Here is a 24,068-nt window from a genome sequence, read left to right on the forward strand (position 1 = left end):
CTCCCGCCGGATCGGGGCGGGGCCCGGTCGCGGATGGCGCGGCCCGCGGATACTGGATGTCACATCCGGTTCGATCATGCCTGTCATGCCCGCCCCTTTCTGAGTGCAATCGCACGAGGGTTTGAGAAATCGTAACGCCACGCTGGTTAACGTTTTGATAATCGGTCAGGCAACCCGTGCGCCCAGGCCGAAATCGTGCCCGCGCCAAGGCAGACCACGATATCGCCGTCACGGGTCTGCTCCCGCACGAGGCGTTCAAGATCGTCCTCGCTGTGCAAGGCGCGGGCGTGGCGGTGACCGTGGCGGATGAGCCCCGCGACCAGATCGTCGCGGCTGGCTCCTTCGATCGGGTCCTCGCCGGCGGCAAAGACCTCGGCGATGGCGACCACATCGGCGTTGTTGAAACAGGCGCAGAACTCCTCGAACAGCGAATGCAGGCGCGAATAGCGATGGGGTTGATGCACGGCGATGACGCGGCCCTCGCTGGCCTGCCGCGCGGCCTTCAGGACGGCGGCGATTTCCACCGGATGATGGCCGTAATCGTCGATGATCGTCACGCCGCCGACCTCGCCCACCTTGGTGAAGCGACGGTTCACGCCCTTGAACGCGGCCAGAGCCTCGCGGATCTCCTCGACCTTCAGACCCAGATGGCGGGCCACGGCCACGGCGGCCAGGGCGTTGGAGACGTTGTGATCGCCCGGCATCGGCAGGGTGCAGCGTTCGATCAGCTTGCCTTCGGCCTGCAACGCGATATCGAAATGCGCCACCCCCTTGGCATAGCGCAGGTTGACCGCGCGCACATCGGCCTGGGCATTGAAGCCGAAGGTCAGCACCCGGCGATCGGTGATCCGGCCCACCAGCGTCTGCACGTCCGGATCGTCGGTGCAGCAGACCGCCAGACCGTAGAACGGGATGTTCGACACGAAATCGAGGAACCCCTGATGCAGCGCCTCTTCGGTTCCCCAATGCTCCATATGTTCGGGGTCGATATTGGTGACGATGGCGATGGTCGCGGGCAGGCGGTTGAAGGTGCCGTCGCTTTCATCGGCCTCCACCACCATCCACTCACCCTGCCCCATCCGCGCGTTCGAGCCATAGGCATGGATGACCCCGCCATTGATCACCGTGGGGTCCACCCCGCCGGCATCCAGCAGGGTCGCCACCATGGTCGTGGTCGTTGTCTTGCCATGGGTGCCGGCGACCGCGATGTTGGATTTCAGCCGCATCAACTCGGCCAGCATCTCGGCGCGCCGCACCACCGGCAGCCCCATCGCCCGCGCCGCGTCCAGCTCCGCATTCCCGGGCTTGATCGCGCTGGAGATGACGACCACCTCGGCCTCGTCGAGGTTTTCGGCCTTTTGCCCGGTGAAGATCCTGGCGCCCAGTTTCTCAAGCCGCTCGGTGATCTTCGTGGCTTTCAGGTCGGAGCCCTGCACCTGATACCCGTGGTTCAGCAGCACCTCCGCGATCCCGGACATGCCGATGCCGCCGATACCGACGAAATGGATCGGGCCAAGCTGGGTGGGAAGCTTCGTGGCGGCGTTCATGACTGGCCTTTCCTTGCCAATTCCTCGACCAGAACCGCAAGGCGCTCGGTTGCGTCCGGCAGGCCGGTGCCAAGGGCGGCATTGGCCATCTGCAAGGCGGCCTCGGGCTGGTCAAGGATGGCTGTGATATGATCCGCAAGACTTGCGGGGGTGAACTGGCTCTCGGGCATCAGGATGGCCGCATCCGCATCGACCAGCGCGCGGGCATTGGCCGTCTGCTCGTCGCGGATCGCGGCCGCAAGCGGCACCAGGATCGACGGGCGACCAATGACCGAGATATCCGCGACGGATGACGCGCCCGACCGGCTGATGATCAGTTGCGCCTCGGAAAACCGGCGCGGGATGTCCCGGAAGAAGGGCTCCACCTCGGCGGTGACACCGGCCTCGGCATAGGCGGCGGCGACACGATCCTGATCCTCCGGGCGGGCCTGCTGCGCGATACGGATATTGGCGCGGACCGCGTCCGGGAGGGCGGCGATGGCGGCGGGCACCACATCGGACAGGATGCGCGCGCCCTGGCTGCCGCCGATCACGACGACCGACATCGGATAATCCCCTGGCGGAATATAGGCCGCACCCGCGCGTTCCAGCACGGCGGCCCGCACCGGGTTGCCGGTATGAACGGCGTTCGTGCCTTCGGGGAGTTCCGTGGGCCAGGTGCCGCAGGCCACCACATCCACGCGCCTCGCAAAGAGCTGGTTGACCCGGCCCAGAACGCCATTCTGTTCATGCAGCATGCGCGGGCGGCCGGTCAGCCAGGCCGCCGCCATCGCCGGGATCGACGGGTAGCCGCCGAAGCCGACCACGACGCTCGGGCGTTCGCGTGCCATCCGTGCCGTGGCGCTCAGAACGCCGCCCAGAATACGCAGCGGCGCGATCATCTTCGCCAGAAGACCGCCCCGCGCGAAGGTGGCCGAAGACACCTGCCGTATCTCCACCACATGGGGAAACCCGCCGGTGTAGCGCGCCCCGCGCGCGTCGGTGGACAGCGTCACCCGCCACCCCCGGCGCAGCATCGCCTCGGCCAGGGCCTGGGCCGGGAACATATGCCCGCCCGTGCCGCCGGCTGCAATGATGAGATGGGGCGTCGTACTCATGGGGTTACCGGTGCCGGCTGAGGAGGATATCGCCGATCTCGCCCTGCGGGCGGGTGCGGGTCAGGGCCAGAAGCATGCCGATGGTGATGCCCGTCGCGATCAGGCTCGACCCGCCGTAGCTCACGAAGGGAAGCGTCATGCCCTTGGCGGGCAGCAGCCGCACCGCCACGCCCATGTTGATGATCGCCTGCAACGCCAGAAGGCTTGCGAGTCCGGCACCGGCCAGCCGAATGAACGGATCGCGTTCCTTCGTCAGCCGGAAGAACGCACGCAGCGCGATGGTGGCAAAGAGCGCGATGATGACAAGCACAAGAACCAGACCGTATTCCTCGGCCGCGACCGCGATGATGAAATCCGTATGCGCATCCGGCAGGGTCCATTTCACGGCCCCCTCGCCCAGACCGGCGCCAAAGAACCCGCCTTCGCGGATCGCGTTGGTGGCATAGGCCAGCTGTGTGTTCGGGTCCAGTTCCGCCGAGAGGAACCCGTCGATCCGCCGGGCGAAATGCTCCGAATTCGAATACGCGACCGACCCCGCGACACCGACCAGCGCGCCGACCCCGGCCAGCAGGAGCATCGGCGCCCCGGCCACGAAATAGACCACGCACCACGCGAAGACGACCAGCGCCGCCTGGCCGAAATCCGGCTGCATCGCCAGAAAGCCCACGATCGTGATAGTCACCACCAGCGAAACGGCCTTGCCCGGCGGGCCGCCGACCTCCTGGCTTGCGGCGATCATCCAGGCGGTGAAGACGACAAAGACCGGCTTGAGGAATTCCGAGGGCTGCACCGAGGCGAAGCCGAGCGAGTACCAGCGCACCGCCCCCTGCCCGTAATCGGTCCCGAAGGCCGGAAGCAGGGCCAGCGCCCCGAACGCGCCGAAAAAGCCCAGAACGGCCAAGCGCCGGATCTGCACCGGTGTCAGCATCGACACCATGACCATCACCGCAAGGGCCAGCCCGCCGAAGGCCGCCTGCCGGATCACGTAGTGAAACGGGTCATGTCCGTTGCGTTCAGCCAGCGGCGGAGAGGCCGCAAAGCCCAACAACAACCCGATTGCGAACAGGGCCAGAATGCACCCGATGGTGACCCGGTCAACCGTCCGCCACCAGCGCGGCAGAACAGCCTCACCCGATTGCACGACAACCGTGCCATGCGCCATTTCCGTCATGGGATACCGCCCAATACTGCCTCATTGATGCCCGGTTTGCCGGGTCTGGGGCAAAGCTTAGCGTGAAATCACCTGCGGGGCCAGCGAAACAAGCGGCCCCGCCACGGGCAGGCCGAATTCAGCTTGGCGGCTGCCAGAGCTCGATCTTGCGGCCGTCAGGGTCCAGTATCCAGCCGAATTTGCCGTAGTCCAGGGTCTGGGCGGGCTGCACCTGGTCGACCCCCTCGGCCTCTGCCCGGGCCAGCATCGCGTCCAGATCATCGACCATCAGATTGATCATGAATGGCAATGTCGACGGTTTGAAGTAGTCGCCGCCCGCCGCAAAGGGCGCGAAAATCGTCCGCGCGCCTTCGGGGAACTTCTCCGCGCTGCCCGTGTGCAGGAAATCGAAGCCGCCGTAATCGGTCGGCGTCATCCCCAGAACGCGGGTATACCAGTCCTTCGTGGCTTCCGGGTCGGCGCATTCCAGAAACACGCCCCCCACACCGATCACCTGTGCCATCTCGTCCCTCCCTGCTGTCATGCGGGGCCGACCATAGCACAGGATGGGAGTCTACCCCGCCAAAACCTTCGCGACCTGATCCATGAAATCCTGCCCGCGCTGTTCGAAGTTATCGTATTGATCGAAACTCGCCGCGGCCGGAGCCAGAAGCACCGTCTCGCCCGGCTCGGCCTCCGCCGCGGCACGGGCGACCGCAATCGCCATATCGGTGCAGACCTCCACGGGCAGATCGCCCAGTTTCAGGGCGAACCCCTCCGCCTCGCGCCCGATCACATAGGCCTTCGACACCGATCCGAGGACCGGTTTCAGCCCGTCGAGCCCGCCTTCTTTCTCCAGACCGCCGCAGATCCACCGCACCCGCGGGAAGGCGGCCAGCGCCTTGGCAGCCGCATCCACATTCGTGGCCTTGCTGTCATTCACGAACAGAACCCCGTTCCGTTCGCCAACGATCTGGCTGCGATGAGGCAGACCGCCGAAGGACTGAAACGCCGTCTCGATCACCCTGGGGGCGATGCCAAGCGCCCGAAGCGCCCCGTAGGCGCAGCACGCGTTCTGATGGTTGTGGACACCGGGCAGCCCGCGGACCCCGCGCAGATCTATCGACGCCGCCTGCCGCCCTTTCCGGGTTTCGCTCAACCAGCCCTTGCGCGCGGTCACGTCCCATCCCGGACCCGTCAGTTTCGATGTGGCGGAGACCCGGATCAGCCGCCCGTCGCCCGGCCCCTCGGCCAGTTGGTTGGCCAGATAGCGCCCTTCCTTCTCGTCGACGCCGATCACCGCCCGGTCCGGCCCGCCTTCGGCAAACAGCCGGCGCTTGGCCGCGAAATATCCGCCCATGCCGCCATGCCGGTCAAGATGATCGGGGGTGAGATTGGTGAACACCGCCACATCCGGGGTCAGGGCGCGCGCCAGATCGATCTGATAGCTCGACAGTTCAAGCACGATCACCTCGCCATCCTCGGGAGGTTCGATATCCAGCACCCCCACGCCGATATTGCCCGCCAGTTGCGCCGGCAGTCCGGCCTCCGTCAGGCAATGGTGGATCAGCGCGGCGGTGGTAGATTTCCCGTTCGACCCGGTGACCGCAATCACCCGGGGCGGGGTAACATGCCGGTCCCAGTCGCCCGCGGCGAGGGACCGGAAAAACAGCCCCACATCGTTGTCCACCGGCACGCCCGCCGCCCAGGCCGCCATGATCGCCGGGTGAGGATCGGGGTAAAGATGCGCGATACCGGGGGAGACGGTCATCGCCGCCACGCCGTCCAGCGCACCGGCTTTGAGCGGATCGACGAGCGAAAACCCCTCGCGCCCGGCGGTCTCCCGCGCCGCGGCGCTGTCGTCCCAGACCAGCGGATCGGCCCCGCCCGCGCGCAAGGCCCGGGCGGCGGCCAGACCCGATCGGCCAAGCCCCAGAACCGCAACCTTCGCGCCTTCAAACCCAGTTACCGGGATCATACGTGCCTCACTCCACCTCGTCTTGTCGTCTCCGATACCGTCGCGGGCTGTTGCGGCCCGATAACCTCCCCGTGCCCGCCCGCCACCGATACGCTGAGAGGGACGGGCGCGGCCATCAGCGCAGCTTCAGCGTGGCCAGACCGATCAGCGCAAGGATCAGCGAGATGATCCAGAACCGGATCACGACCTGCGGTTCCGTCCAGCCCTTCTTCTCGAAATGATGATGGATGGGCGCCATCAGGAAAACCCGTTTGCCGGTGCGCTTGAAATAGAGCACCTGAATGATGACGCTCAGCGTTTCGGCAACGAAAAGCCCGCCGACGATGGCCAGAACGATCTCGTGCTTGGTGCATACCGCAATCGCGCCGAGGGCCCCCCCAAGAGCCAGCGATCCGGTATCGCCCATGATCACCGCCGCCGGGGGCGCATTATACCACAGAAACCCAAGCCCCCCGCCTATCAGACCCGCCGTGAAAACCAGCAACTCACCGGTTCCCGGCACATAATGCACGTCGAGATAGGTGGTGAAGTCGACGCGCCCCACCGCATAGGCGATCACACCCAGAGTGCCCGCAGCGATCATGACCGGCATGATCGCCAGACCGTCCAGACCGTCGGTCAGGTTGACCGAATTGGCGCTGCCCACGATCACGACCATGGCAAAGGGCAGGAACATCCAGCCCAGATTGGGCAGGAAATCCTTGAAGACCGGCACCGCCAGCCGCTGCGACAGCTCGTCGGGGTGCATGTACATCACCACGATGGCCGCCACCGCCGCGATCAGAAAACCGAGCGACAACCGGATCCGCCCCGATACGCCCTTGGTGTTGTTGCGGCTGACCTTGGCCCAGTCATCGGCAAAGCCGATCAGCCCGAACCCCACGGTCACACCCAGCACGACCCAGACATAGGGGTTGTCGAGCCGGGCCCATAGCAGCGTCGACAGCGTGAGCGCCGCCAGGATCAGCAGCCCGCCCATGGTCGGTGTACCGGCCTTGGCGGTGATGTGATGGGCCGGGCCGTCCTCGCGGATAGGCTGGCCGTTTGCGTACTTCCGCCGCAGCGCATTGATCAGCGGTTGGCCGAAAATGAACCCGAAAATCAGTGCCGTAAAAAACGCGGCACCGGCGCGAAAGGTGATGTAGCGAAACAGGTTGAAAAAATCGCCGCCGTCGGACAGTTCACTCAGCCAAAACAACATATAGCGGTTTCCTTATGTTCTATCCGCAATCGCTTGCCCCAGTTTCCTGAGCGCGTCAACAGCGAGGGACAGCCGTGACCCCTTGGAGCTTTTGATCAGCACGATATCGCCCGGTCGCAGCAGTCCGGGAAGAATGCGGGCCATCTCGGCGGCGGTCTCCGTATGGGGGCCGCGCTTGTCGACCGGCAGGATGGCGTCCAGATGCGCCATCAACGGGCCCGATGTGCAGATCAGATCCAGCTCCGACAGCGCCGGAAGATCAGCCAGATCCGCATGCATCGCGGGCCCGTCGGGGCCCAGTTCAAGCATGTCGCCCAGAACCGCGATCCGCCGTCCGCGCCCCTCGGGCGTCGCGGCGGCCAGAACCTCCAGGCTTGCGGCCATCGACGCGGGCCCGGCATTGAAGGCATCGTCGATCATCTCGATCGCACCGTCCCGGGCCGGGTCCAGAACGATCCGTTCCCGCTTGCCGCGACCGGTCACCGCCTCCCACGCGCCAAGCGACAGGGCCGCGCGCGGAATATCCGCCCCCACGGCCGCCACCGCGGCCAGCGCGGCCAGCGCATTCAGCGCCAGATGCCGCCCGGGTGCCGCCAGCTTGAACAGAAGCGGCATGTCATGGAGCGAGGCCTGGATAACGGTTGTCTCGTCGACCAGCGTCACCTCGCCAAGCGTCGCGGGCAATCCGGGCGTCTGGCCGAACTCGACCACCTTTGCGGCATGCGCCTCGGCGGCCTGCCGCAGGATCGGGGTCGTCTCCAGATCGGCATTGATGAGGGCCACGCCGCCGGGCTCCAGCCCCTCGAAGATACTGGCCTTCTCGCGCGCGATCCCCTCGATCACGCCGAAGGCCTCCAGATGCACGGCCGCCACGGTGGTCACCATCGCCACATGGGGCCGGGCCATCCGGCTGAGCGGCGCGATCTCCCCGGGGGCGTTCATTCCGATCTCGATCACCGCGAATTCCGCATCCGCCGGCATCCGCGCCAGCGTCAGCGGGACGCCCCACTGATTGTTGTAGCTGGCCTCCGCCACATGGGTGCGGGCCTGCGCCCGGAGCGCCACGCGCAGCATGTCCTTGGTGGTGGTCTTGCCCACCGATCCGGTGATCGCGATCACCCGGCCCGCCATCCGCTCCCGCCCGGCGCGCCCCAGATCGGCCAGCGCGGCCAGAACGTCCGGCACGATCAGAAGCGGCGCCTCCGCGGCCACATCATCGGGCCTGCGGCTGACCAGTGCCGCGGCTGCCCCCTTTTCAAGGGCCTGCGCAACAAACTCATGGCCATCGCGCACATCCTTCAGCGCAACGAACAGGTCTCCCGGCAACAGGGTACGGGTATCGATGGACACACCGGTTGCGGTCCAGTCGCCATCAGTCCGGCCGCCGGTGGCGGCGGCGGCCTCCGCGGCGGTCCAGAGCGCGGTCATACCCGCCCCTCCAGCGCCGCAACGGCGACACTCGCCTGCTCCACATCGTCAAAGGGATAGACCACATCGCCCACGATCTGGCCGGTTTCATGGCCCTTGCCCGCAATCAGAAGCGCATCTCCGGGCTGCAGCGCGTCGACGCCGCGCAGGATCGCCTCCGCCCGGTCGCCGACCTCCGACGCCTCAGGGCAGGCCTGCAGGATTGCGGCGCGGATCGCGGCGGGATCCTCGGATCTGGGGTTGTCATCCGTCACGATCAGAACATCGGCATTTTCCGCCGCCGCCTGCCCCATCAGCGGGCGCTTGCCGCGATCCCGGTCGCCGCCCGCGCCGAAGACCACGATCAGGCGACCGAGCACATGCGGGCGAAGCGCTTTCAGCGCCGTTTCCAGCGAGTCGGGCGTATGGGAGTAGTCCACGTAAACCGGTGCGCCGAAACTGCGCCGGGCCGCCAGTTGCATCCGGCCGCGCACGCCCTGAAGCCTGGAGAGCACGCCGAACACCATCTCCGCATCGGCGCCACCCGCGATGACAAGCCCCGCGGCCGTCAGCACATTCATCGCCTGAAATCCGCCGATTAGCTCCAGCCGGGTCTGATATTGCTGCCCCTGCCAGCGAAACAGGACATCCTGCCCGGCTTCGTCCAGGCGGCGCCCGGTGATCTTCATCCGGGCGTCTTCGGCATATTGGCCGATGGTGATCGCCTCGATATCGCGCGCCGCACAGGCGGCGACCACATCGGCGCCGCGCGGATCGTCGAGATTGACGACCGCCGTGCCCTCTTCGGGCAGAAGCTCGGTGAACAGGCGAAGCTTGGCGTGAAAATACGCCTCCATCGTGCCGTGATAATCCAGATGGTCCTGGGTCAGGTTGGTGAAGGCGGCGGCGGCCAGATGCACCGCCTCCATCCGGCGCTGGTCCAGCCCGTGGGACGACGCCTCCATCGCCACGTGCTGCACGTCGGCGGCGGCCATATCGGCCAGCAACTGATGCAGCGTCAGCGCGTCGGGCGTGGTGTGGATGCCCGGCGCGGTGAACGCGCCTTCCACTCCGGTGGTCCCGATGCTTGCCGTCTCGATGCCCAGAGCGGCCCAGATCTGGCGGGTGAAACTGGCCACGCTCGTCTTGCCGTTGGTGCCGGTGACGGCAACCATCGTTTCGGGCTGCGCCCCGAACCACAGCGCGCAGGCATGGGCAAAGACCGCGCGCGGATCCTCGGCCAGAACCACACCGACATCGCGCAGATGTTCGGCGGCGATCTCCGCCCCCTCCCGGTCGGTCAGGATGACACCCGCCTGCATGCGCACCGCATACTGGATGAACTCGGCGCCATGGACCCGCGTGCCGGGCAAGGCCGCGAACAGATGCCCCGGCTTGACCGCACGGCTGTCAAGGCTGAGCCCGCTGACCGACACGTCGCCGCCCCGGGTGGGCGTCAAGCCAAGCGCAGATAGTGTCTTCACTCCTGGCGCCATGGCCGATTCCCCCAACATCTCAGTCTGAGGCGCTGGATAGCTGAAAGCCGTCCAGGGGTTCAATCTCTGGTCTGATCCCCAAAAGCGGCGCCACGCGGCGGATCACCTCCGCGGCGACGGGAACGGCGGTCCAGCCGGCAGTCCGCCGGGCTTCGCCGAGGGCCACGATCTCGGGCTCATCGAGCGTCACGATCAGGACATATCTGGGATCGTCGGCGGGGAAGATGCTGGCGAAGGTGGACAGCACGCGATCCTCGAAATAGCCGCCGGTGGGGCGCGGCTTGTCCGCCGAACCGGTTTTTCCGCCAACGGCATAGCCGGGCACATCGCCGAAACTGGCCGTGCCATCGGTGACCACGGCGCGCAGCATGTCGCGGATCTGGGCCGAGACGGCCTCCGACACCACGCGCTCGCCCATCTGCGGCCCGTCCTGACGCAACAGTGTCGGGCGGATCAGCGTGCCGCCATTGGTGATCGAGGCATAGGCCGCGGCCAAATGAAGCGGCGAGGTCGAAATGCCATGGCCATAGGACACGGTCATCGTCGTCAACTCGCCCCATCTGGCGGGCAGGAGCGGTCGGCCGGACCGGCTTTCGACCATCTCCACCAATGTCGGCTGAAAGAAGCCGAGCTGTTCCAGAAACCGCTGCTGCCGCTCGGCGCCCATCATCTGGGCAAGGCGCGCGGTGCCGATGTTGGAGGAATGCACGATCACATCGCTGACCGACTGGCTGGGGCCGTAGCTGCGGAAATCGCTGATCGAAAAGCCGGACATGCGGAGCGGCCCGGTCGTATCCACCATGGTGGCCGGGTTGACCAGACCTTCGTTCAACGCCTGCGCAACGGTAAAGATCTTGAAGACGGAACCCAGCTCATACACGCCCTGAACGGCGCGATTGAACAGCGGGCTGTCGGCCTGGTCCCCTTCGGTCAGGGGTTGGGGGCGCGCGTTGGGGTCGAAATCCGGCAGTGACGCCATGGCCCGGATCTCGCCCGTATGGACATCCATCAGGACCGCCGACGCGCCGCGCGCATTCATGATCACCATGCCGCCCGCCAACACCTGCTCCACCGCCGATTGCACGGTCAGGTCGATCGACAGTTCCAGCGGGGCACCGTCGCGGGCCGGATCGCGCAGATCCTCGTCGAACTGGGCCTCCACCCCGGCCACGCCGATCACTTCGGCGGCGTTCACGGCCTCCTGTCCGAAACCGGCACCTCCCAGGATATGGGCCGCGACCGAGCCGTTGGGATAAAGCCGCATCTCCCGCGGCCCGAAAAGGAGACCGGGCTCCCCCAACTCGTGCACCTGCTGCTCCTGCTCGGGCGAGATGTAGCGGCGCAGCCAGATGAACCGGCTGTCCGATGTGAACCGGCGCAGAAGCGCCTCCTCCTCCAGATCCGGGAAAATCCCGGCCAGCCCACGGGCGGCCGCCACGGGATCGATGATCTCATGCGGGTGGGCATATAGCGAGTTCGTCACCAGATTGGTCGCCAGCACGCGGCCCTCGCGGTCCACGATATCGGCGCGCGTGTTGAGAATGGCCGAACCCGATGTCGCGATCCGCGGCTCCTCCGGCTCGGAGGCGGCAAGGGTCGACATGCGCAACCCCACGGTCACGAAAGCGGCGAAAAAACACATCGCCAGAAGCAGCAGCCGCGTCTCGGCGCGCTGGCGCATCTTGTCGCGTATCGCCTCATGCCTCAGACGCAGGTTCTCCCGCTCGATCGCATCGGGGTTTTCCCCATGCTCCCGGGCTTTCAGGATCCGCGTGAGCGGGCGTAAGGGCGTGCGAAGCGTCATGGCAGCTGCTCCGGGTCATAATTGAGGCCGGTCAGCGTCTCGTTGATCAGCTGATCCAGCAGCGGGGGGTAGACCACCTGATGCACGTCACCGAAATGATCGGGCGACATCGGCATCAGCCCCAACCGGTCGAAATTCAGATCGGCCAGTTCCCGCAAACGGTCGGGGCGGTTCAGATACGCCCATTCGGCCCGCAGGACCGACAACCGCTCCCGCTCGGCGCCAATGGCGCTTTGCAGGCGCTCCACCTCGCGGACGGAATGCTGGGTCAGGATGTTCTGGTGATAGGCCCAGTATCCGAGCCCGATCACGGCCAGGGCCGCCAGAACGGTCGCAAATCCGCGCATCAGGTGATCTCCGCCAGTTGCGGAAGGCCGAAGACCTCCTGCGGGACGGGGCTGGCGGGCACATCGGTCCGCCGGGCCACGCGCAGTTTCGCCGACCGGGCGCGGGGATTTGCGGATAGCTCCTCGGCATCCGGCGCAATGGCGCGGCGGGGCGTCAACTCGAACGCCGGCTGGCGCTCCGCCGCCTCGGGCGCATAGCGCGAGCCGCCGCCGCCGGTGCTGGCGCGGTCCTGCAGGAACCGCTTCACGATCCTGTCTTCGATGGAATGGAAGGTCACGACGGCAAGCCGGCCACCGGGTTTCAACGCGCGCTCCGCGGCCTGCAATCCTTCGGCCAGCTGGCCCAGTTCGTCATTCACCGCGATGCGGATCGCCTGAAAGCTGCGGGTCGCGGGATGGCTCTGGCCCGGCTTGGCACGCGGCAGGTTCTTCTCGACAATGGCGGCCAGTTCCGAGGTTCGCGTGATCCGCGCCTCGGCCCGCGCGGCAACGATCGACCGCGCGATGCGCCGGGCCCCGCGTTCCTCGCCGTAATGGTAGAGAATATCGGCCAAGAGCGCCTCGGGCGCGTCATTGACGATATCTTCGGCCGAGAGGCCGGCCTGCCCCATCCGCATGTCCAGCGGGCCGTCGTTGCGGAACGAAAATCCGCGCTCCGCCCGGTCCAGCTGCATCGAGGACACGCCCAGATCGAGCACGATCCCGTCCAGCGCGGGATAGCCCGCTTCGGCGGCATGGATGTCTATTGCGGAAAACTCGCCTGCGACCAGCACCAGCCGGTCGCCCATATCGCGGGCCCAGTCTCCGGCCATTTCGAAGGCCAAAGGGTCGCGATCCACACCGATCACCGTGTCCGCTCCGGCGTCAAGCAAGCCACGGGCGTAGCCACCAGCGCCGAAAGTGCCGTCCAGCCAGACCCCGCCAACGGGGGCCACCGCGCGCAACAGCGGCGCCAGCAGAACGGGAATATGGGGACGCTCGGCCGGGCTGGAAGGCCTCTTGGCCGACATCACGCATGCCCGTCGTCGGAAGAATCAAGCCCGGCCTGCCCGGCCAGCGAGAGCGGATCGAAGAATTCATTGCCTTGCCCCAGAGCCGCCAACAGTGCCTCGATATTCTCATCCGCTGCGGCTCCATCGGCGGAGTTGAGAATGTGGAACTTGTCGCCCTTGCCCTGAAACAGGGCTTCGGCGCCCAGGCCGATCTTGTCGCGGGCCTGGGCCGACAGAACCAGCCGGCCGGTATCGTCGACGCTGGTTTCGTCGCATTTCGAATAATAGAGATATTCCAGTGCCGTCCGAAGCTGCGTGCCGCGCTTCTCGGCCCGGATTATCGCGTCGATCTCGTCGAAAGCATCGCCGGACAGGCATTCAAGATAATTCGCGTTCGAGTTGCCATAGGCAATGTAGAGACGCGGTGCGCCGCCGGGGGTGTAGTGCTTGTCGGAGTTTTGCAGAACGCGACGAAATTTGACCGGGATCGACACCCGGCCCTTTCCGTCCACCTTATTCAGGCTTTCACCCTGAAACCTGCGTTCCACTGTCTCGCGCCCTCTTTGTGCCGCAATTCGGCCACATATCGGCTCCGGAACGGACAACGGCGGATCGAGCAAGCTGCCACTGCCCAATCCGCCGCCCTCGTCCCATTGCTGGGTGTCCGACTGCGCAGGCCACCTGGGGGGATGTCTGCTCGCTTGCGCGCCGGATCTCTTTGTTCAGCGTGTGAGAGTGCCTGTATAAAACCTGCCATTTTTTGTTTTTGTCCCGAACCTTGTCCGGCCCGGTGCGATCTCAACTGCTGTGGGAAGTTTGTCTCATGGAATGATTTCCCATGCAATCCCTTTCTATGGGAATTTTCCCCAAGATGTGGTTTCAAAGGCAACCCTGGCACAAGTGATAGTGGTCAAAACGGCGCAACGGCGCCCACAATTTGTGCCCCGGTCCACATGGCGCCCAAGATGTAGAGAAGATAAGAGGCCGTACCCTCACGGGAAAAAAATCCAGCAATCCTGAAAATCGACAGCGATATCGCCGGGATCCATCATGATCGGCCGCGAATCACCCTGCATCACGCGCCATTCGCGGCGGAAACACCGCGTCGGCCATGAGGAAACCGGTCAGCCCGGTGCCGCACCATAGCCGCCCCCGCCCGTCGCGGCCGATATGATGAAACCGGGACGGACGCGCGGCGCGCATGTCCCGCCGGTGAGGCTCAGGCCATGCCGCCCGCCACCAGCCGCGCGGCCAGCGCAGCATAAGCCTCCGCCATCGGGCTGTCTCCGGCGGCAATCGGCACGCCGCTATCGCCGGCAAGTCGCGTTTCCAGCGAAATCGGCAACGCGCCCAGAAACGGAAGGCCCACGGCTTTCGCCTCCGCCTCGACCCCGCCCTGTCCGAAGATATGCGTTTCATGCCCGCATTTCGGGCAATGAAAGGTCGACATGTTCTCGATCAGCCCCAGAACCGGGGTCTTCAACGTCTCGAACATGTTCAGCGCCTTGCGCGCGTCCAGCAGCGCAACGTCCTGCGGCGTCGATACCACGATCGCCCCGGTCAGTTTCGACCGCTGGCAAAGCGTCATCGCGACATCGCCCGTGCCCGGCGGCAGATCGACCAGCAACACGTCCAGCTCGCCCCATTGCACCTGCCCCAGCATCTGCTGCAACGCCCCCATCAGCATGGGGCCGCGCCAGACCACGGCTTGCTCCTCGGGCAGCATGAAACCGATCGACATGCAGGTGACGCCATGGCTGTGCAGCGGGATGATCGTCTTGCCGTCCGGCGAGGCGGGGCGTTTGTTCACGCCCATCATCCGGGGCTGGGACGGCCCGTAGATATCCGCATCCAGAAGCCCCACCTTGCGGCCCTGCCGGGCCAGCGCCACGGCCAGATTGGACGAAACGGTGGATTTGCCGACCCCGCCCTTGCCGGATCCGATTGCGATGATCCGCGCGACACCCTTCGGGTTCATCGGCTCGGCCTGCGGTTTCGGATGGCCGCCGATCTTCAGGGTGGGCGGTGCAGCACCCGGCGCGCCCGCCGGCGGCGCCGGTGCCTTCGCAGCGGGGCCATGGGCGGTGAGCGCCACCGTGGCGGAGGCAACGCCGGGCAGTTTATTCACAAGCTGTTCGGCGGCCAGACGCACGGGCTCCATCTTCCGCGCCTGATCGGGGCTTTCGGTTTCGATGATGAAACTGACCCTGTCGCCCTGAACCTGCACCGCGCGCACCAGATCGCGACTGATCAGATCGCCGCCATCGGGCAGGGTCAGTCCGGAAAGGGCATCAAGAACGGTTTGCTTGGTCAGGGTCATCTCAGGGCTCCGTGCAGTATCGCCTGAGCGATTTGGTCAGGCTTTGCCAATCACATAGGGCAGAACTCACCTGCGCGCACCCCATGCGATCAGGATCAAATGACACAGCCCTCCGGCAAGACCGGCAATCACCAGCGCCGCGCCGATCCCGACCCAATCGGCCAGCGCGCCGATGGCAAACGCCCCCAGGGCGACGGTGCCGAAGCCCGCCACGGTCCACAGACTCATCACGCGGCCCCGCAATGCGTCGGGCAGATCGGTCTGGATCGCGGCCTGCAGGCTGACCCCGCACCATGTGGAGCAAAACCCCGCCAGCCCGACCGCCAACAGGGCAACCGACCAGACCGGCGCCACCCCCATGCCGACAACGGCCAGTTGCCCGCCCATCACCGCCGCATAGACCGCAAGCGGAATGCGCGCGCCCACGGCCCCGACCCCCACCGCCTTGACCAGCGCGGCCACAACGGCCCCGGCACCCGCCGCCGCGGTCAAGAGACCCAGACCTTCGGCGCCCCTCTCGAACGCGCCATCGGCCAGAACCGGCAACACCTCCAGCGCTCCCCGCGCGCTTGTTGCGAAAATCATCGTCAGCAGAAAGGCAAGCCGGATCAGCGGCGTGTCGCGGGCATAGCGAAACCCGTCGGCAAGCTCGCCGAAGAACGGCCGCGCCTGGCGCGGCGGCAGATCCCGCGGGCGCAATTGGCTCAGCACCGCAAGCATCGGCAGATAGAAGGCGACCGCGACCCACAAGGCCACCGGCGCGCCGAACTGCGCGATGATCAGGCCCGCGCCCGCCGGCGCCACAAGGCGGGCCATGTTGAAGTTGAGCGCCGTGGCCGAAACCACATGCTGCACCAGTTCCGTCGGGACGAGACGCGGGCCGAGCGACATCCTGACGGGGTGGTGCGCCGAGCTGACGATACCGATGGCCAGCGCCGCCAGCGCCAGCCCCGGCGCCCCGATCCAGGGCAGCGACAGCGCCAGAACCGTGATGCAGATCACCTGTCCCGAATTGGTCACGATGGAGGCGCGGCGGATATCCACCCGGTCGGTGAGCACGCCAAAGAAGGGACCGGTAAGCAGGGTGGGCAGCAGGCTGAGCCCCGCGACGAGGCCCACGAATCCCGCCGATCCCGTCCGCTCCCAGGCGAGCCAGGAAATCGTCACCCGCTGGATCCAGATCGCCTGCACCGCGAAAAACACGCCGATGAAGAACAACCGGAACTGACGGTTGGAAAAAGCGGCGACTTTCATGGCGCGTGCCCAAAAACGCAGCAAAACAAGGATGATGGGTATGCATGTTCTGCATAGCAGCATTGTCCCTGCCGGGGATTGTGCATGCGCAGCATGTGGCTATCTTTCTGTTGCAAGAGGCAGAATGCCCCCGCAAACAGATCGCCATCCAAAGCGCTTCGGAAATGGGTCCGGGCACCGTTGGCGGCACTTAATTGAGGTACGACCAATGGCCTATGTATCGGGCTCTCATTCATCCGCTCTCTCTTTCGGCGACCGTCTGGCAGAGATCAAGACCCAGCTTGTCGAGGCCTATACCGCCCACAAGCTGTATCGCCGCACGATGACCGAGCTGGAACGCTGCTCGGACCGCGAATTGAACGATCTCGGGCTGTCACGCTCGATGATCAAATCGGTGGCCCTTGAGGCCGCCTATGGCAAGGCCAAGCGCTGAGCCACCCGAAATTCGCGCGGCCCGCTCCTCCCTTAGGGCCCGCGATGCGACGCGGCAGCATCCTCCTCCTCCCTTTGGATGAGGCCGCAAAGCGGATCGAACCTCTCCTCCTCCCTTTTGAGGTTTGGTCCATTCACGGCGGCTCCGTCCTCCTCCCTTGGGGTCGCCGTTAAGTTCCGGGCCATCTGGCCCACATATCGGCCCCCTCTCCTCCTCCCTTTGAGGGGCGCTGAGATCTGGCGGTGGCACCTTCTCCTCCCGTTTTGGTGTCACCGCCTTTTTTCTTTCCCCTAGAGATCGCCCTGTCCCGCTCCGCCCTTTGATCTTATTTGTACAATGTACGAATGATCGGAGCGTTTCATGATCGAAGGCCATGTCTTCATCGCAACGTCGCAAGACGGCTTCATCGCCCGCAAGGATGGCAGTCTCGACTGGCTGACCGAGGTGTCCGTTGCCGGGGAAGATCACGGCTATGATGCCTTCATCGACACCGTGGACGGGATCGTCATGGGGCGGGGCACATTCGACGTGGTGACCGCGTTCGATCCCTGGCCATATTCCAAACCGGTGATCGTGATGAGCCGCACCCTGCGGCAAGCGGACCTCTCGGACGATCTGAAAGACCGGGTGGAAATCACCGACGAAACGCCGCAATCGGTCATGGCCCGGCTCGCCCGCCGCGGGTGGACAAAGGCCTATATAGATGGCGGACGGGCGATCCAGTCGTTTCTGGCCGCCGGGCTGATTACCGAAATGTCTCTGTTCCGGATGCCTGTGCTGATCGGCGAGGGCCGCCCGCTGTTCGGGCCGCTGGAGAAGGATCTGCGGCTGGATCTGGTGGAGGTGACATCGTTTCCTTCCGGCATCGTCAAGACCCGCTACCGGCCCCGCTGAAAGGCCTCCGACCGGTCGCGACAGACGCATGCCTTGGAGGGGAGCGCATTCGGGCCGCCGCCCTGACCCTTCTGCGCGATGCGGGGGCCAGCGCCCTGACCCTCCGGTCTCTGGCACGGTCTCTCCGTGTCGCCCCGATGGCGGTCGCCCATCATATCCCGATCTGACACTGCATGTGCCGGTTCATCGGGCGCGGATCGCGGGCCCGCTGGCCGAGACAACCGAAAGGGTCGAAAAGGACCTGGCGGCAGCCGCGCGTTGGCAATCCGCAGCCAGTGCGCGGCACCCTGATCGAGGTCGCCCATGGCGTTGCGCTCTCAGCGGGGCCAGCGGGCAGATTGCCGCCGGCCTCTGTCCCGCCTGCTGCCGGACCAAGCTCAGGCCCGGTCGTCCTTGGGCGAGCCCATCACCACATAGGTGGTGATCGTCGCCACCTGCGGCAGCGCGCCCAGAAGATCCGTATGGAGCCGCTTGTAGCTGGGCAGATCCGCCGCCTCGACCCGCAGCAGATACTCCACCGAGCCAGTTATGTTATGGCACTCCCGCACTTCGTCGGTGCGCGAAATCGCCGCCTCGAACGCTTCCTGCGCGCGCTTGGTATGCTCCGACAGGCCGACGGCGATATAGGCCGTGAAGCCCACGCCCATCTGCCCTGGGTCCAGCACCGCGCGATAGCCCTTGATGACCCCCGACTGCTCCAGCGCCGCCACCCGCCGCAAACAGGCCGAGGGCGACAACGACACCCGTTCCGCCAGATCGAGATTGCTGATCCGGCCCTCCCGGGACAGAACACGCAATATCTGGCGGTCTTTTTGATCAATCTTCGTCATTTATTGTGAATATAGATCAGCTTTAGGCAATCTTGCAATTTCATTGTGCAGCTTGCGCCATAACGTTGCGCTCATGACACCTGATCTGATCCTCGCACTCGCGCTTTTCGCCTTCGTCAGCTCCATCACGCCGGGGCCGAACAACCTGATGCTGATGGCGTCCGGGGCCAATTTCGGCATTCGGCGAACCATTCCGCATATGCTGGGCGTGGCGCTCGGCTTCGTGATCATGGCGCTGGCAATCGGTGTCGGGCTGATCCGCGTCTTTGACGCATACCCGGTGATCTACGATATCCTGAAGGTGGTCAGCATCGGCTATCTGCTTTATCTGGCATGGAAAATCGGAACCGCCGTGCCGATTCTGCCCAACGCGCAGGCGACAGGCACACCGCTGACCTTCCTGCAGGCGGCCGGGTTTCAATGGGTGAACCCCAAGGCGCTCAGCATGGCGCTGACCGCGATCACGGTTTACACGCCGCCGGGCCGCGACTTGGGCGATCTTCTGATCATGGCCACGGTTTTCGGGCTGGTAAATCTGCCCTCGGTCGGTTCCTGGGCATGGCTCGGCCTGCAAATGCGCCGGTTCCTGACCAATCCCGCCCGGCTGAAAGCGTTCAACATCACCGCCGCGGCTCTTTTGGTGGCCTCGCTTTATCCGATCCTCATGGCCTGAGGCGGCTCGGCTCTCAGAACCTCGCCCATCGACGGTCCGGAAACGGACCGCCGGGTCATGCGCGCCAGATCGACGATCTCGCACTCCGGGTTGCAGGCCCGCGCCACCGCAAGGATGGCGTGGCTTTGACCGCCCAGATGCCCGAGGCGCAGGCAGAGCCGGTCGTAACAGGTGCCGATCAGCATCAGACGGGCCTGTGCCGCGCTGATCGCCACATGGCAGGTGTTGTCTGCTCCCGCCGCATAGCGCGCGACCCAGGCCCGCGCACGGGTGACATCCGGTTCCAGAACAAGTGTCTTCATGGCAGCCTCCCGTCTTGGCCAAAGCGGCCCCGTCCGAAATCCTGCCCCTGGTCGTTTTTTTACGTCAGAACGGTACGTCGCCGACGCTGTCGGCGGCGGTCAGAAACCGGCCCACCACATGCTTGATACCGGCCTTGTCGAACGCGACTTCGACCTTGTCCCCTTCTACCGCATTCACGCGGCCATAGCCGAATTTTTGGTGAAACACCCGGTCACCCAGCAAAAACGCGCTGATCGCCTCGGTATCTATGGTCATGTTGCGGGCTTCGCGGGGCTGGCTCATCCCGCGCTGGCCCTGATTGGCCTGCAGGCGGCGCCATCCCGGGGAGTTGTAGACATTCGCCTCCGCCGCTTTCTGGTGCAGGTCCGAGCCGCGCATCATGCCGGCCACGGGCGAGGCGCTGGCCGACATCGCACCGCCATGGCCGTACAGCCCCGGAGGGGTGAGCACCTCCACATGTTCTTCGGGCAATTCGTCGATGAAGCGGGAGGGCATCTGGCTTTGCCATTGGCCGTAAACCCGGCGGTTGCCCGCAAATGAGATGGTGCAGACCTCCTCGGCCCGGGTGATGCCGACATAGGCCAGCCGCCGCTCCTCCTCCAGGCCCTTGATCCCCGATTCGTCCATGGAGCGTTGAGAGGGAAACAGCCCATCCTCCCAGCCCGGCAGAAACACGGCCGAAAACTCCAGCCCCTTGGCTGCATGGAGCGTCATCAGCGTGACCTTCTCCTCGCCATCCTCGGTCTCGTTGTCCATGATCAGGGCGACGTGTTCGAGGAAGCCCTGCAGGTTCTCGAACCCTTCCAGCGCCTTGACCAGTTCCTTGAGGTTCTCCAGCCGTCCAGGCGCTTCCGGCGTCTTGTCGTTCTGCCAGTGGCCGGTATAGCCGCTTTCGTCGAGGATGATCTCGGCCAATCGGACATGATTGCCCCTCAAAATCTCGCAGTAGCTTTCCAGAACCTGAGCTCGACCGCGAAGTGCGCGCCACTCAGATACAGCATCAACCAAATGTGCCCCGAACGCCTCAACGCTCCTACCGCTTTGCAACTCTGTCAAGATTTCCGAGAAAGAGGCCTCGCCGAACTCATCCTCAAAATCACGACGAAGCTTCGTCGCCTCTGCTTGCAGAAGCTGCGCATCCGTAGCAAGTCGTTCAATCTCAACCTCGTTGCCTACTTCGCGGAGAAGCCAACTCCAGCGCGAAAACGATGAACATAAGACGCTCAGTTCCTTGCCGCCCTTGCCCGAAATCGCCCCCGCCTCGACACACAGCCGCGCGCGCTCGATGAGGCTGACCCCGTTCGACCGCGCCATCTTCTGGATCGTCGCCTGCGCCTTGTCGCCGAGGCCGCGCTTGGGCGTGTTGACGATCCGCTCGAAGGCCAGGTCATCGTCGGGGCTGACGACAACGCGGAAATAGGCCATCGCGTCGCGGATCTCCATCCGCTCGTAGAAGCGCGGCCCGCCGATCACGCGATAGGGCAGCCCGATGGTCAGGAACCGGTCCTCGAAGGCGCGCATCTGGTGGCTCGCGCGGACGAGGATGGCGATTTCCTCATGGCTGTACTTCAGAAATGCCGGCGAAAGCGGCTCACCAGCTTTGTGACGCTCGGTCAGATCCCAAATCAGCTTCCGGGTTTTGTACTCAACAAGCGTGCTGTTCTGGCTGCGCAGACGGTCGAACAGTTCAGCGGTTGTGCGTGCGCCTTGCAAAGCACCTTTTTTCGCGAGCCTTTCAAATTCCTGAAGAATAGTTTTTGAACGCGGGTTAGTACGTTCAAGAGCCTCTCGTGCAGTACCACTAACAAGGCTTTCGACCTTATCGCCGACCCACCGGGCTTCCTCATCGCCGTCCCAGTGGCCGATAAGGCGCAGCTTTTCGCCATCCTCGCCCTCGGTCCAGAGCGTCTTGCCCAAGCGGTCCTTGTTGCCCGCAATCACGCCGGAGGCGGCGGCGAGGATATGCCCTGTCGACCGATAATTCTGTTCCAGCCGCACCACATGGGCGCCGGGGAAGTCTTTCTCGAACCGCAGTATATTGCCCACCTCGGCCCCGCGCCAGCCATAGATCGACTGGTCGTCATCGCCGACGCAGCAGATGTTCCGGTGGCTCTGGGCAAGCAGCCGCAGCCAGAGATACTGCGCGACATTGGTATCCTGATACTCGTCCACGAGGATGTAGCGGAACCGGCGCTGGTACTGGGCCAGAACATCCGCGTTCTCCTGAAAGATCGTCACGATATGGAGAAGCAGATCGCCGAAATCGACTGCGTTCAGGGCTTTCAGCCGGGCCTGATAGGCGGCGTAAAGCTCAACCCCGCACTTGTTGAAGGCCCCGGCTTCGGCGGCGGGCACCTTTTCGGGTGTCCAGGCGCGGTTTTTCCAATTGTCGATGACACCGGCCAGCATCCGGGCGGGCCAGCGTTTTTCGTCGATATTCTCCGCCAGGATCAGCTGTTTCATCAGCCGCACCTGATCGTCGGTGTCCAAGATCGTAAAATTCGACTTCAGCCCCGCAAGTTCCGCATGCCGCCGCAGCAGCTTCACGCAGATCGCATGGAAGGTGCCGAGCCACGGCATCCCCTCGGCCGGCTGGCCCAGAAGCGCGCCGACACGGGTTTTCATCTCGCGCGCGGCCTTGTTGGTGAAGGTGACGGCGAGGATCTCGTTGGGGCGGGCCGTGCCTGTGGCCAGAAGATGCGCGATCCGGGCAGTCAGCGCGCGGGTCTTGCCCGTGCCCGCCCCCGCCAGCATCAGCACAGGACCCTCCACCGCCTCCACCGCCGCGCGCTGCGCGGGGTTCAGGCCCTCCATATAGGCCGCCGCGCGGGGCGCCATCGCCCGCGCAGAAAGGGACGCGGCCTGAAACGCCTCTGACTCGTCGAAACTGCTCATGGGCGAAGCATATAGCGCGGCTGCGCGGGTGGAAAGCCATGTTCTTCGATTGTTCCCACGCATCCATGGCCGGGCCCGGAGCCTCCGGCGGGGATGATTTGCAAGCGGAGAGATCGGGAAAGCAAGGCGTTCACCCCGTTGCCCGTGCCAGGAAAGAGAGGGAGGCGGTTGATTTCGCTGGACAAGCCCCGCGCGGCGAGGGCTGATTGCGCGTCATGACCCATGACCAGAGATTTCCGGCCATCGCCGATCTGAAGGCCCGTGCCAGACGGCGGATACCGCATTTCGTGTGGGAGTATCTGGACAGCGCCACCGGGGCCGAGACGGTGACCGCGCGCAATCGCGCGGCGCTGGACCGGGTTCTGTTCCGCACCTCCATCCTGCACGGAGAGATGGTGCCGGATCTCTCCACCACGTTTCTGGGCAAGGACTATCCGGTGCCCTTCGGGATCGCGCCCCTTGGCATGTCGGGGCTGATCTGGCCGGGGGCGGAGCGGATCCTCGCAGCCCATGGGGCGGCGGCGGGGGTACCCTATTGCCTGTCGACCGTGGCCACGCAGACCCCGGATGATCTGGCCGGTGTGATCGGCGATCAGGGCTGGTTTCAGATGTATCCACCCCGCGACCCCGCCATTCGCGCCGACATGCTGGACCGCGCCCGGCGGGCCGGATTTCACACGCTCATCCTGACCGTGGATGTGCCCGCGGCCTCGCGCCGGGAGCGGCAGACGCGCGGCGGCCTCGTGCAGCCGCCCCGGCTGACGCCGCGCCTTGCCATGCAGGTGGCGCAGTGCCCGGCATGGGCGCTTGGCATGCGCAACTCGGGCATGCCCCGGATGCGGCTGATGGACGGCTACGCGCCCAGGACAGAAGGCACCCTGCCCTCGACGGCGCATGTGGGCTATCTGCTGCGCACCTCGCCGGATTGGGCCTATCTGGCGGAGCTGCGGGCCGCATGGGACGGGCCGCTGATCGTGAAGGGCGTGCTGAATGCAGGCGACGCCGCGCGTCTCGGGGCGGAAGGGGTCGATGCCATCTGGGTCTCGAACCATGCCGGACGCCAGTTTGACGGCGCGATCGCCAGCCTCGACGCGCTGCCCGCCATTCGCGCGGCGACCGATCTGCCGCTTCTTTTCGACAGCGGCATCGCGGGCGGGCTGGACATTCTGCGTGCCCTCGCCCTTGGGGCCGATTTCGTGATGATGGGGCGGGCATGGCACTATGCGCTTGGCGCGCTCGGGGCGGACGGTCCTGCGCATCTGCAGCATATTCTGGCGCAGGACATGACCGCGAACATGGCGCAGATCGGCACCGCGCGTCTTGCCGATCTGCCCGGTCACGTGCTTTAGCGGCTTCCCTTTCCCTAGGTCACCCCTATTATGCCGCTCTGCAGCATGAGGGCTTGACCCGACAGAAGCAGACCGGGAAAACGGCTGCGTGACGGCGC

General features: G+C 65.3%; 21 protein-coding genes. 4 read left to right on the forward strand and 17 right to left on the reverse strand.

What is annotated here, in order from left to right:
• Positions 1–146: 146 nt before the first annotated feature.
• The 14 genes from murC to ACQ651_RS09635 form a co-directional block, all read right to left on the reverse strand.
• Positions 147–1,547, reverse strand: coding sequence for a UDP-N-acetylmuramate--L-alanine ligase (gene murC, locus ACQ651_RS09570; RefSeq protein ID WP_227284680.1), 1,401 nt, complete (start codon positions 1,545–1,547; stop codon positions 147–149).
• Positions 1,544–2,644: an undecaprenyldiphospho-muramoylpentapeptide beta-N-acetylglucosaminyltransferase gene (gene murG / locus ACQ651_RS09575; protein ID WP_227284681.1), complete on the reverse strand. Its 1,101-nt coding sequence runs from the start codon at positions 2,642–2,644 to the stop codon at positions 1,544–1,546. The genes murC and murG overlap by 4 nt, the downstream gene beginning before the upstream one ends.
• 4 nt (positions 2,645–2,648) lie before the next feature.
• Positions 2,649–3,815 carry a putative lipid II flippase FtsW gene (gene ftsW / locus ACQ651_RS09580; protein WP_227284683.1) on the reverse strand — a complete coding sequence of 389 codons (1,167 nt, stop codon included), beginning with the start codon at positions 3,813–3,815 and terminating at the stop codon, positions 2,649–2,651.
• A 118-nt stretch (positions 3,816–3,933) separates the two neighbouring features.
• Complete coding sequence (locus ACQ651_RS09585) at positions 3,934–4,317, reverse strand: VOC family protein (protein WP_430449140.1); 384 nt, start codon at positions 4,315–4,317, stop codon at positions 3,934–3,936.
• Positions 4,318–4,368: 51 nt separating this feature from the next.
• The gene (murD, locus tag ACQ651_RS09590; RefSeq protein ID WP_430449141.1) at positions 4,369–5,772 is read right to left on the reverse strand and encodes a UDP-N-acetylmuramoyl-L-alanine--D-glutamate ligase; all 1,404 of its coding nucleotides are present in this window, start codon (positions 5,770–5,772) and stop codon (positions 4,369–4,371) included.
• 115 nt (positions 5,773–5,887) lie between these two features.
• Entirely contained in the window at positions 5,888–6,973 is a 1,086-nt protein-coding gene (mraY, locus tag ACQ651_RS09595; protein ID WP_227284686.1) for a phospho-N-acetylmuramoyl-pentapeptide-transferase, read from the reverse strand.
• A 12-nt stretch (positions 6,974–6,985) separates the two neighbouring features.
• Positions 6,986–8,401 carry a UDP-N-acetylmuramoyl-tripeptide--D-alanyl-D-alanine ligase gene (locus tag ACQ651_RS09600; protein ID WP_375551940.1) on the reverse strand — a complete coding sequence of 472 codons (1,416 nt, stop codon included), beginning with the start codon at positions 8,399–8,401 and terminating at the stop codon, positions 6,986–6,988.
• Entirely contained in the window at positions 8,398–9,876 is a 1,479-nt protein-coding gene (locus tag ACQ651_RS09605) for a UDP-N-acetylmuramoyl-L-alanyl-D-glutamate--2,6-diaminopimelate ligase (RefSeq protein WP_227284689.1), read from the reverse strand. The genes ACQ651_RS09600 and ACQ651_RS09605 overlap by 4 nt, the downstream gene beginning before the upstream one ends.
• Positions 9,877–9,895: 19 nt before the next feature.
• The gene (locus ACQ651_RS09610) at positions 9,896–11,680 is read right to left on the reverse strand and encodes a peptidoglycan D,D-transpeptidase FtsI family protein (protein WP_227284690.1); all 1,785 of its coding nucleotides are present in this window, start codon (positions 11,678–11,680) and stop codon (positions 9,896–9,898) included.
• Complete coding sequence (gene ftsL, locus ACQ651_RS09615; protein ID WP_227284691.1) at positions 11,677–12,027, reverse strand: cell division protein FtsL; 351 nt, start codon at positions 12,025–12,027, stop codon at positions 11,677–11,679. The genes ACQ651_RS09610 and ftsL overlap by 4 nt, the downstream gene beginning before the upstream one ends.
• A complete protein-coding gene (gene rsmH / locus ACQ651_RS09620) occupies positions 12,027–13,037 on the reverse strand; it encodes a 16S rRNA (cytosine(1402)-N(4))-methyltransferase RsmH (RefSeq protein WP_430449142.1) in 1,011 nt (336 codons plus the stop codon). The genes ftsL and rsmH overlap by 1 nt, the downstream gene beginning before the upstream one ends.
• Positions 13,037–13,567 carry a division/cell wall cluster transcriptional repressor MraZ gene (locus ACQ651_RS09625; protein ID WP_375551938.1) on the reverse strand — a complete coding sequence of 177 codons (531 nt, stop codon included), beginning with the start codon at positions 13,565–13,567 and terminating at the stop codon, positions 13,037–13,039. Before ACQ651_RS09625 ends, rsmH begins: the two co-directional genes overlap by 1 nt.
• Positions 13,568–14,238: 671 nt before the next feature.
• Positions 14,239–15,339 carry an Mrp/NBP35 family ATP-binding protein gene (locus ACQ651_RS09630; protein ID WP_430449143.1) on the reverse strand — a complete coding sequence of 367 codons (1,101 nt, stop codon included), beginning with the start codon at positions 15,337–15,339 and terminating at the stop codon, positions 14,239–14,241.
• A 66-nt stretch (positions 15,340–15,405) separates the two neighbouring features.
• Positions 15,406–16,593, reverse strand: a complete 1,188-nt coding sequence (locus tag ACQ651_RS09635) for an MFS transporter (protein ID WP_227284695.1) — start codon at positions 16,591–16,593, stop codon at positions 15,406–15,408.
• A 208-nt stretch (positions 16,594–16,801) separates the two neighbouring features.
• Between ACQ651_RS09635 and ACQ651_RS09640 the strand changes: the two genes are divergently transcribed.
• Positions 16,802–17,026 (forward strand): DUF1127 domain-containing protein, encoded by a 225-nt coding sequence (locus ACQ651_RS09640; protein ID WP_121897042.1) that lies wholly within the window; start codon positions 16,802–16,804, stop codon positions 17,024–17,026.
• A 360-nt stretch (positions 17,027–17,386) separates the two neighbouring features.
• Positions 17,387–17,920, forward strand: coding sequence for a dihydrofolate reductase family protein (locus tag ACQ651_RS09645; protein ID WP_375551935.1), 534 nt, complete (start codon positions 17,387–17,389; stop codon positions 17,918–17,920).
• 377 nt (positions 17,921–18,297) lie between these two features.
• On the opposite strand, the gene ACQ651_RS09650 is transcribed toward ACQ651_RS09645, so the two are convergent.
• Positions 18,298–18,750, reverse strand: coding sequence for an Lrp/AsnC family transcriptional regulator (locus ACQ651_RS09650; protein WP_227284697.1), 453 nt, complete (start codon positions 18,748–18,750; stop codon positions 18,298–18,300).
• Positions 18,751–18,823: 73 nt separating this feature from the next.
• Here ACQ651_RS09650 and ACQ651_RS09655 point away from each other — a divergent pair, with 73 nt between their 5' ends.
• Positions 18,824–19,423, forward strand: a complete 600-nt coding sequence (locus ACQ651_RS09655) for a LysE family translocator (RefSeq protein WP_227284698.1) — start codon at positions 18,824–18,826, stop codon at positions 19,421–19,423.
• Here the strand turns inward: ACQ651_RS09655 and ACQ651_RS09660 are convergent.
• Together ACQ651_RS09660 and ACQ651_RS09665 are read right to left on the reverse strand one after the other, a co-directional pair.
• Positions 19,402–19,725, reverse strand: a complete 324-nt coding sequence (locus ACQ651_RS09660) for a hypothetical protein (RefSeq protein ID WP_375551934.1) — start codon at positions 19,723–19,725, stop codon at positions 19,402–19,404. The two genes, ACQ651_RS09655 and ACQ651_RS09660, sit on opposite strands and share 22 nt — an antisense overlap.
• A gap of 64 nt (positions 19,726–19,789) precedes the next feature.
• Entirely contained in the window at positions 19,790–22,621 is a 2,832-nt protein-coding gene (locus ACQ651_RS09665) for an ATP-dependent helicase (RefSeq protein WP_430449144.1), read from the reverse strand.
• 215 nt (positions 22,622–22,836) lie between these two features.
• Here ACQ651_RS09665 and ACQ651_RS09670 point away from each other — a divergent pair, with 215 nt between their 5' ends.
• Positions 22,837–23,970 (forward strand): alpha-hydroxy acid oxidase, encoded by a 1,134-nt coding sequence (locus ACQ651_RS09670; protein ID WP_430449145.1) that lies wholly within the window; start codon positions 22,837–22,839, stop codon positions 23,968–23,970.
• Positions 23,971–24,068 lie beyond the last annotated feature (98 nt).

The sequence above is a fragment of the Rhodophyticola sp. genome (assembly GCF_965284195.1).
Classification (GTDB): Bacteria; Pseudomonadota; Alphaproteobacteria; order Rhodobacterales; family Rhodobacteraceae; genus Rhodophyticola.

What these genes read in the sequence shown, in the direction of transcription:
- ACQ651_RS09670 (WP_430449145.1), top strand. Translation starts at nt 22,837, where the DNA reads ATGACCCATGACCAGAGATTTCCGGCCATCGCCGATCTGAAGGCCCGT.
- ACQ651_RS09660 (WP_375551934.1), bottom strand. Translation starts at nt 19,725, where the DNA reads ATGAAGACACTTGTTCTGGAACCGGATGTCACCCGTGCGCGGGCCTGG.
- ACQ651_RS09610 (WP_227284690.1), bottom strand. Translation starts at nt 11,680, where the DNA reads ATGACGCTTCGCACGCCCTTACGCCCGCTCACGCGGATCCTGAAAGCC.
- ACQ651_RS09650 (WP_227284697.1), bottom strand. Translation starts at nt 18,750, where the DNA reads ATGACGAAGATTGATCAAAAAGACCGCCAGATATTGCGTGTTCTGTCC.
- ftsL (WP_227284691.1), bottom strand. Translation starts at nt 12,027, where the DNA reads ATGCGCGGATTTGCGACCGTTCTGGCGGCCCTGGCCGTGATCGGGCTC.
- ACQ651_RS09640 (WP_121897042.1), top strand. Translation starts at nt 16,802, where the DNA reads ATGGCCTATGTATCGGGCTCTCATTCATCCGCTCTCTCTTTCGGCGAC.
- ACQ651_RS09645 (WP_375551935.1), top strand. Translation starts at nt 17,387, where the DNA reads ATGATCGAAGGCCATGTCTTCATCGCAACGTCGCAAGACGGCTTCATC.
- mraY (WP_227284686.1), bottom strand. Translation starts at nt 6,973, where the DNA reads ATGTTGTTTTGGCTGAGTGAACTGTCCGACGGCGGCGATTTTTTCAAC.
- ACQ651_RS09655 (WP_227284698.1), top strand. Translation starts at nt 18,824, where the DNA reads ATGACACCTGATCTGATCCTCGCACTCGCGCTTTTCGCCTTCGTCAGC.
- ACQ651_RS09600 (WP_375551940.1), bottom strand. Translation starts at nt 8,401, where the DNA reads ATGACCGCGCTCTGGACCGCCGCGGAGGCCGCCGCCGCCACCGGCGGC.
- murD (WP_430449141.1), bottom strand. Translation starts at nt 5,772, where the DNA reads ATGATCCCGGTAACTGGGTTTGAAGGCGCGAAGGTTGCGGTTCTGGGG.
- ACQ651_RS09605 (WP_227284689.1), bottom strand. Translation starts at nt 9,876, where the DNA reads ATGGCGCCAGGAGTGAAGACACTATCTGCGCTTGGCTTGACGCCCACC.
- ACQ651_RS09630 (WP_430449143.1), bottom strand. Translation starts at nt 15,339, where the DNA reads ATGACCCTGACCAAGCAAACCGTTCTTGATGCCCTTTCCGGACTGACC.
- rsmH (WP_430449142.1), bottom strand. Translation starts at nt 13,037, where the DNA reads ATGTCGGCCAAGAGGCCTTCCAGCCCGGCCGAGCGTCCCCATATTCCC.
- ACQ651_RS09665 (WP_430449144.1), bottom strand. Translation starts at nt 22,621, where the DNA reads ATGAGCAGTTTCGACGAGTCAGAGGCGTTTCAGGCCGCGTCCCTTTCT.
- ACQ651_RS09635 (WP_227284695.1), bottom strand. Translation starts at nt 16,593, where the DNA reads ATGAAAGTCGCCGCTTTTTCCAACCGTCAGTTCCGGTTGTTCTTCATC.
- murG (WP_227284681.1), bottom strand. Translation starts at nt 2,644, where the DNA reads ATGAGTACGACGCCCCATCTCATCATTGCAGCCGGCGGCACGGGCGGG.
- murC (WP_227284680.1), bottom strand. Translation starts at nt 1,547, where the DNA reads ATGAACGCCGCCACGAAGCTTCCCACCCAGCTTGGCCCGATCCATTTC.
- ftsW (WP_227284683.1), bottom strand. Translation starts at nt 3,815, where the DNA reads ATGACGGAAATGGCGCATGGCACGGTTGTCGTGCAATCGGGTGAGGCT.
- ACQ651_RS09585 (WP_430449140.1), bottom strand. Translation starts at nt 4,317, where the DNA reads ATGGCACAGGTGATCGGTGTGGGGGGCGTGTTTCTGGAATGCGCCGAC.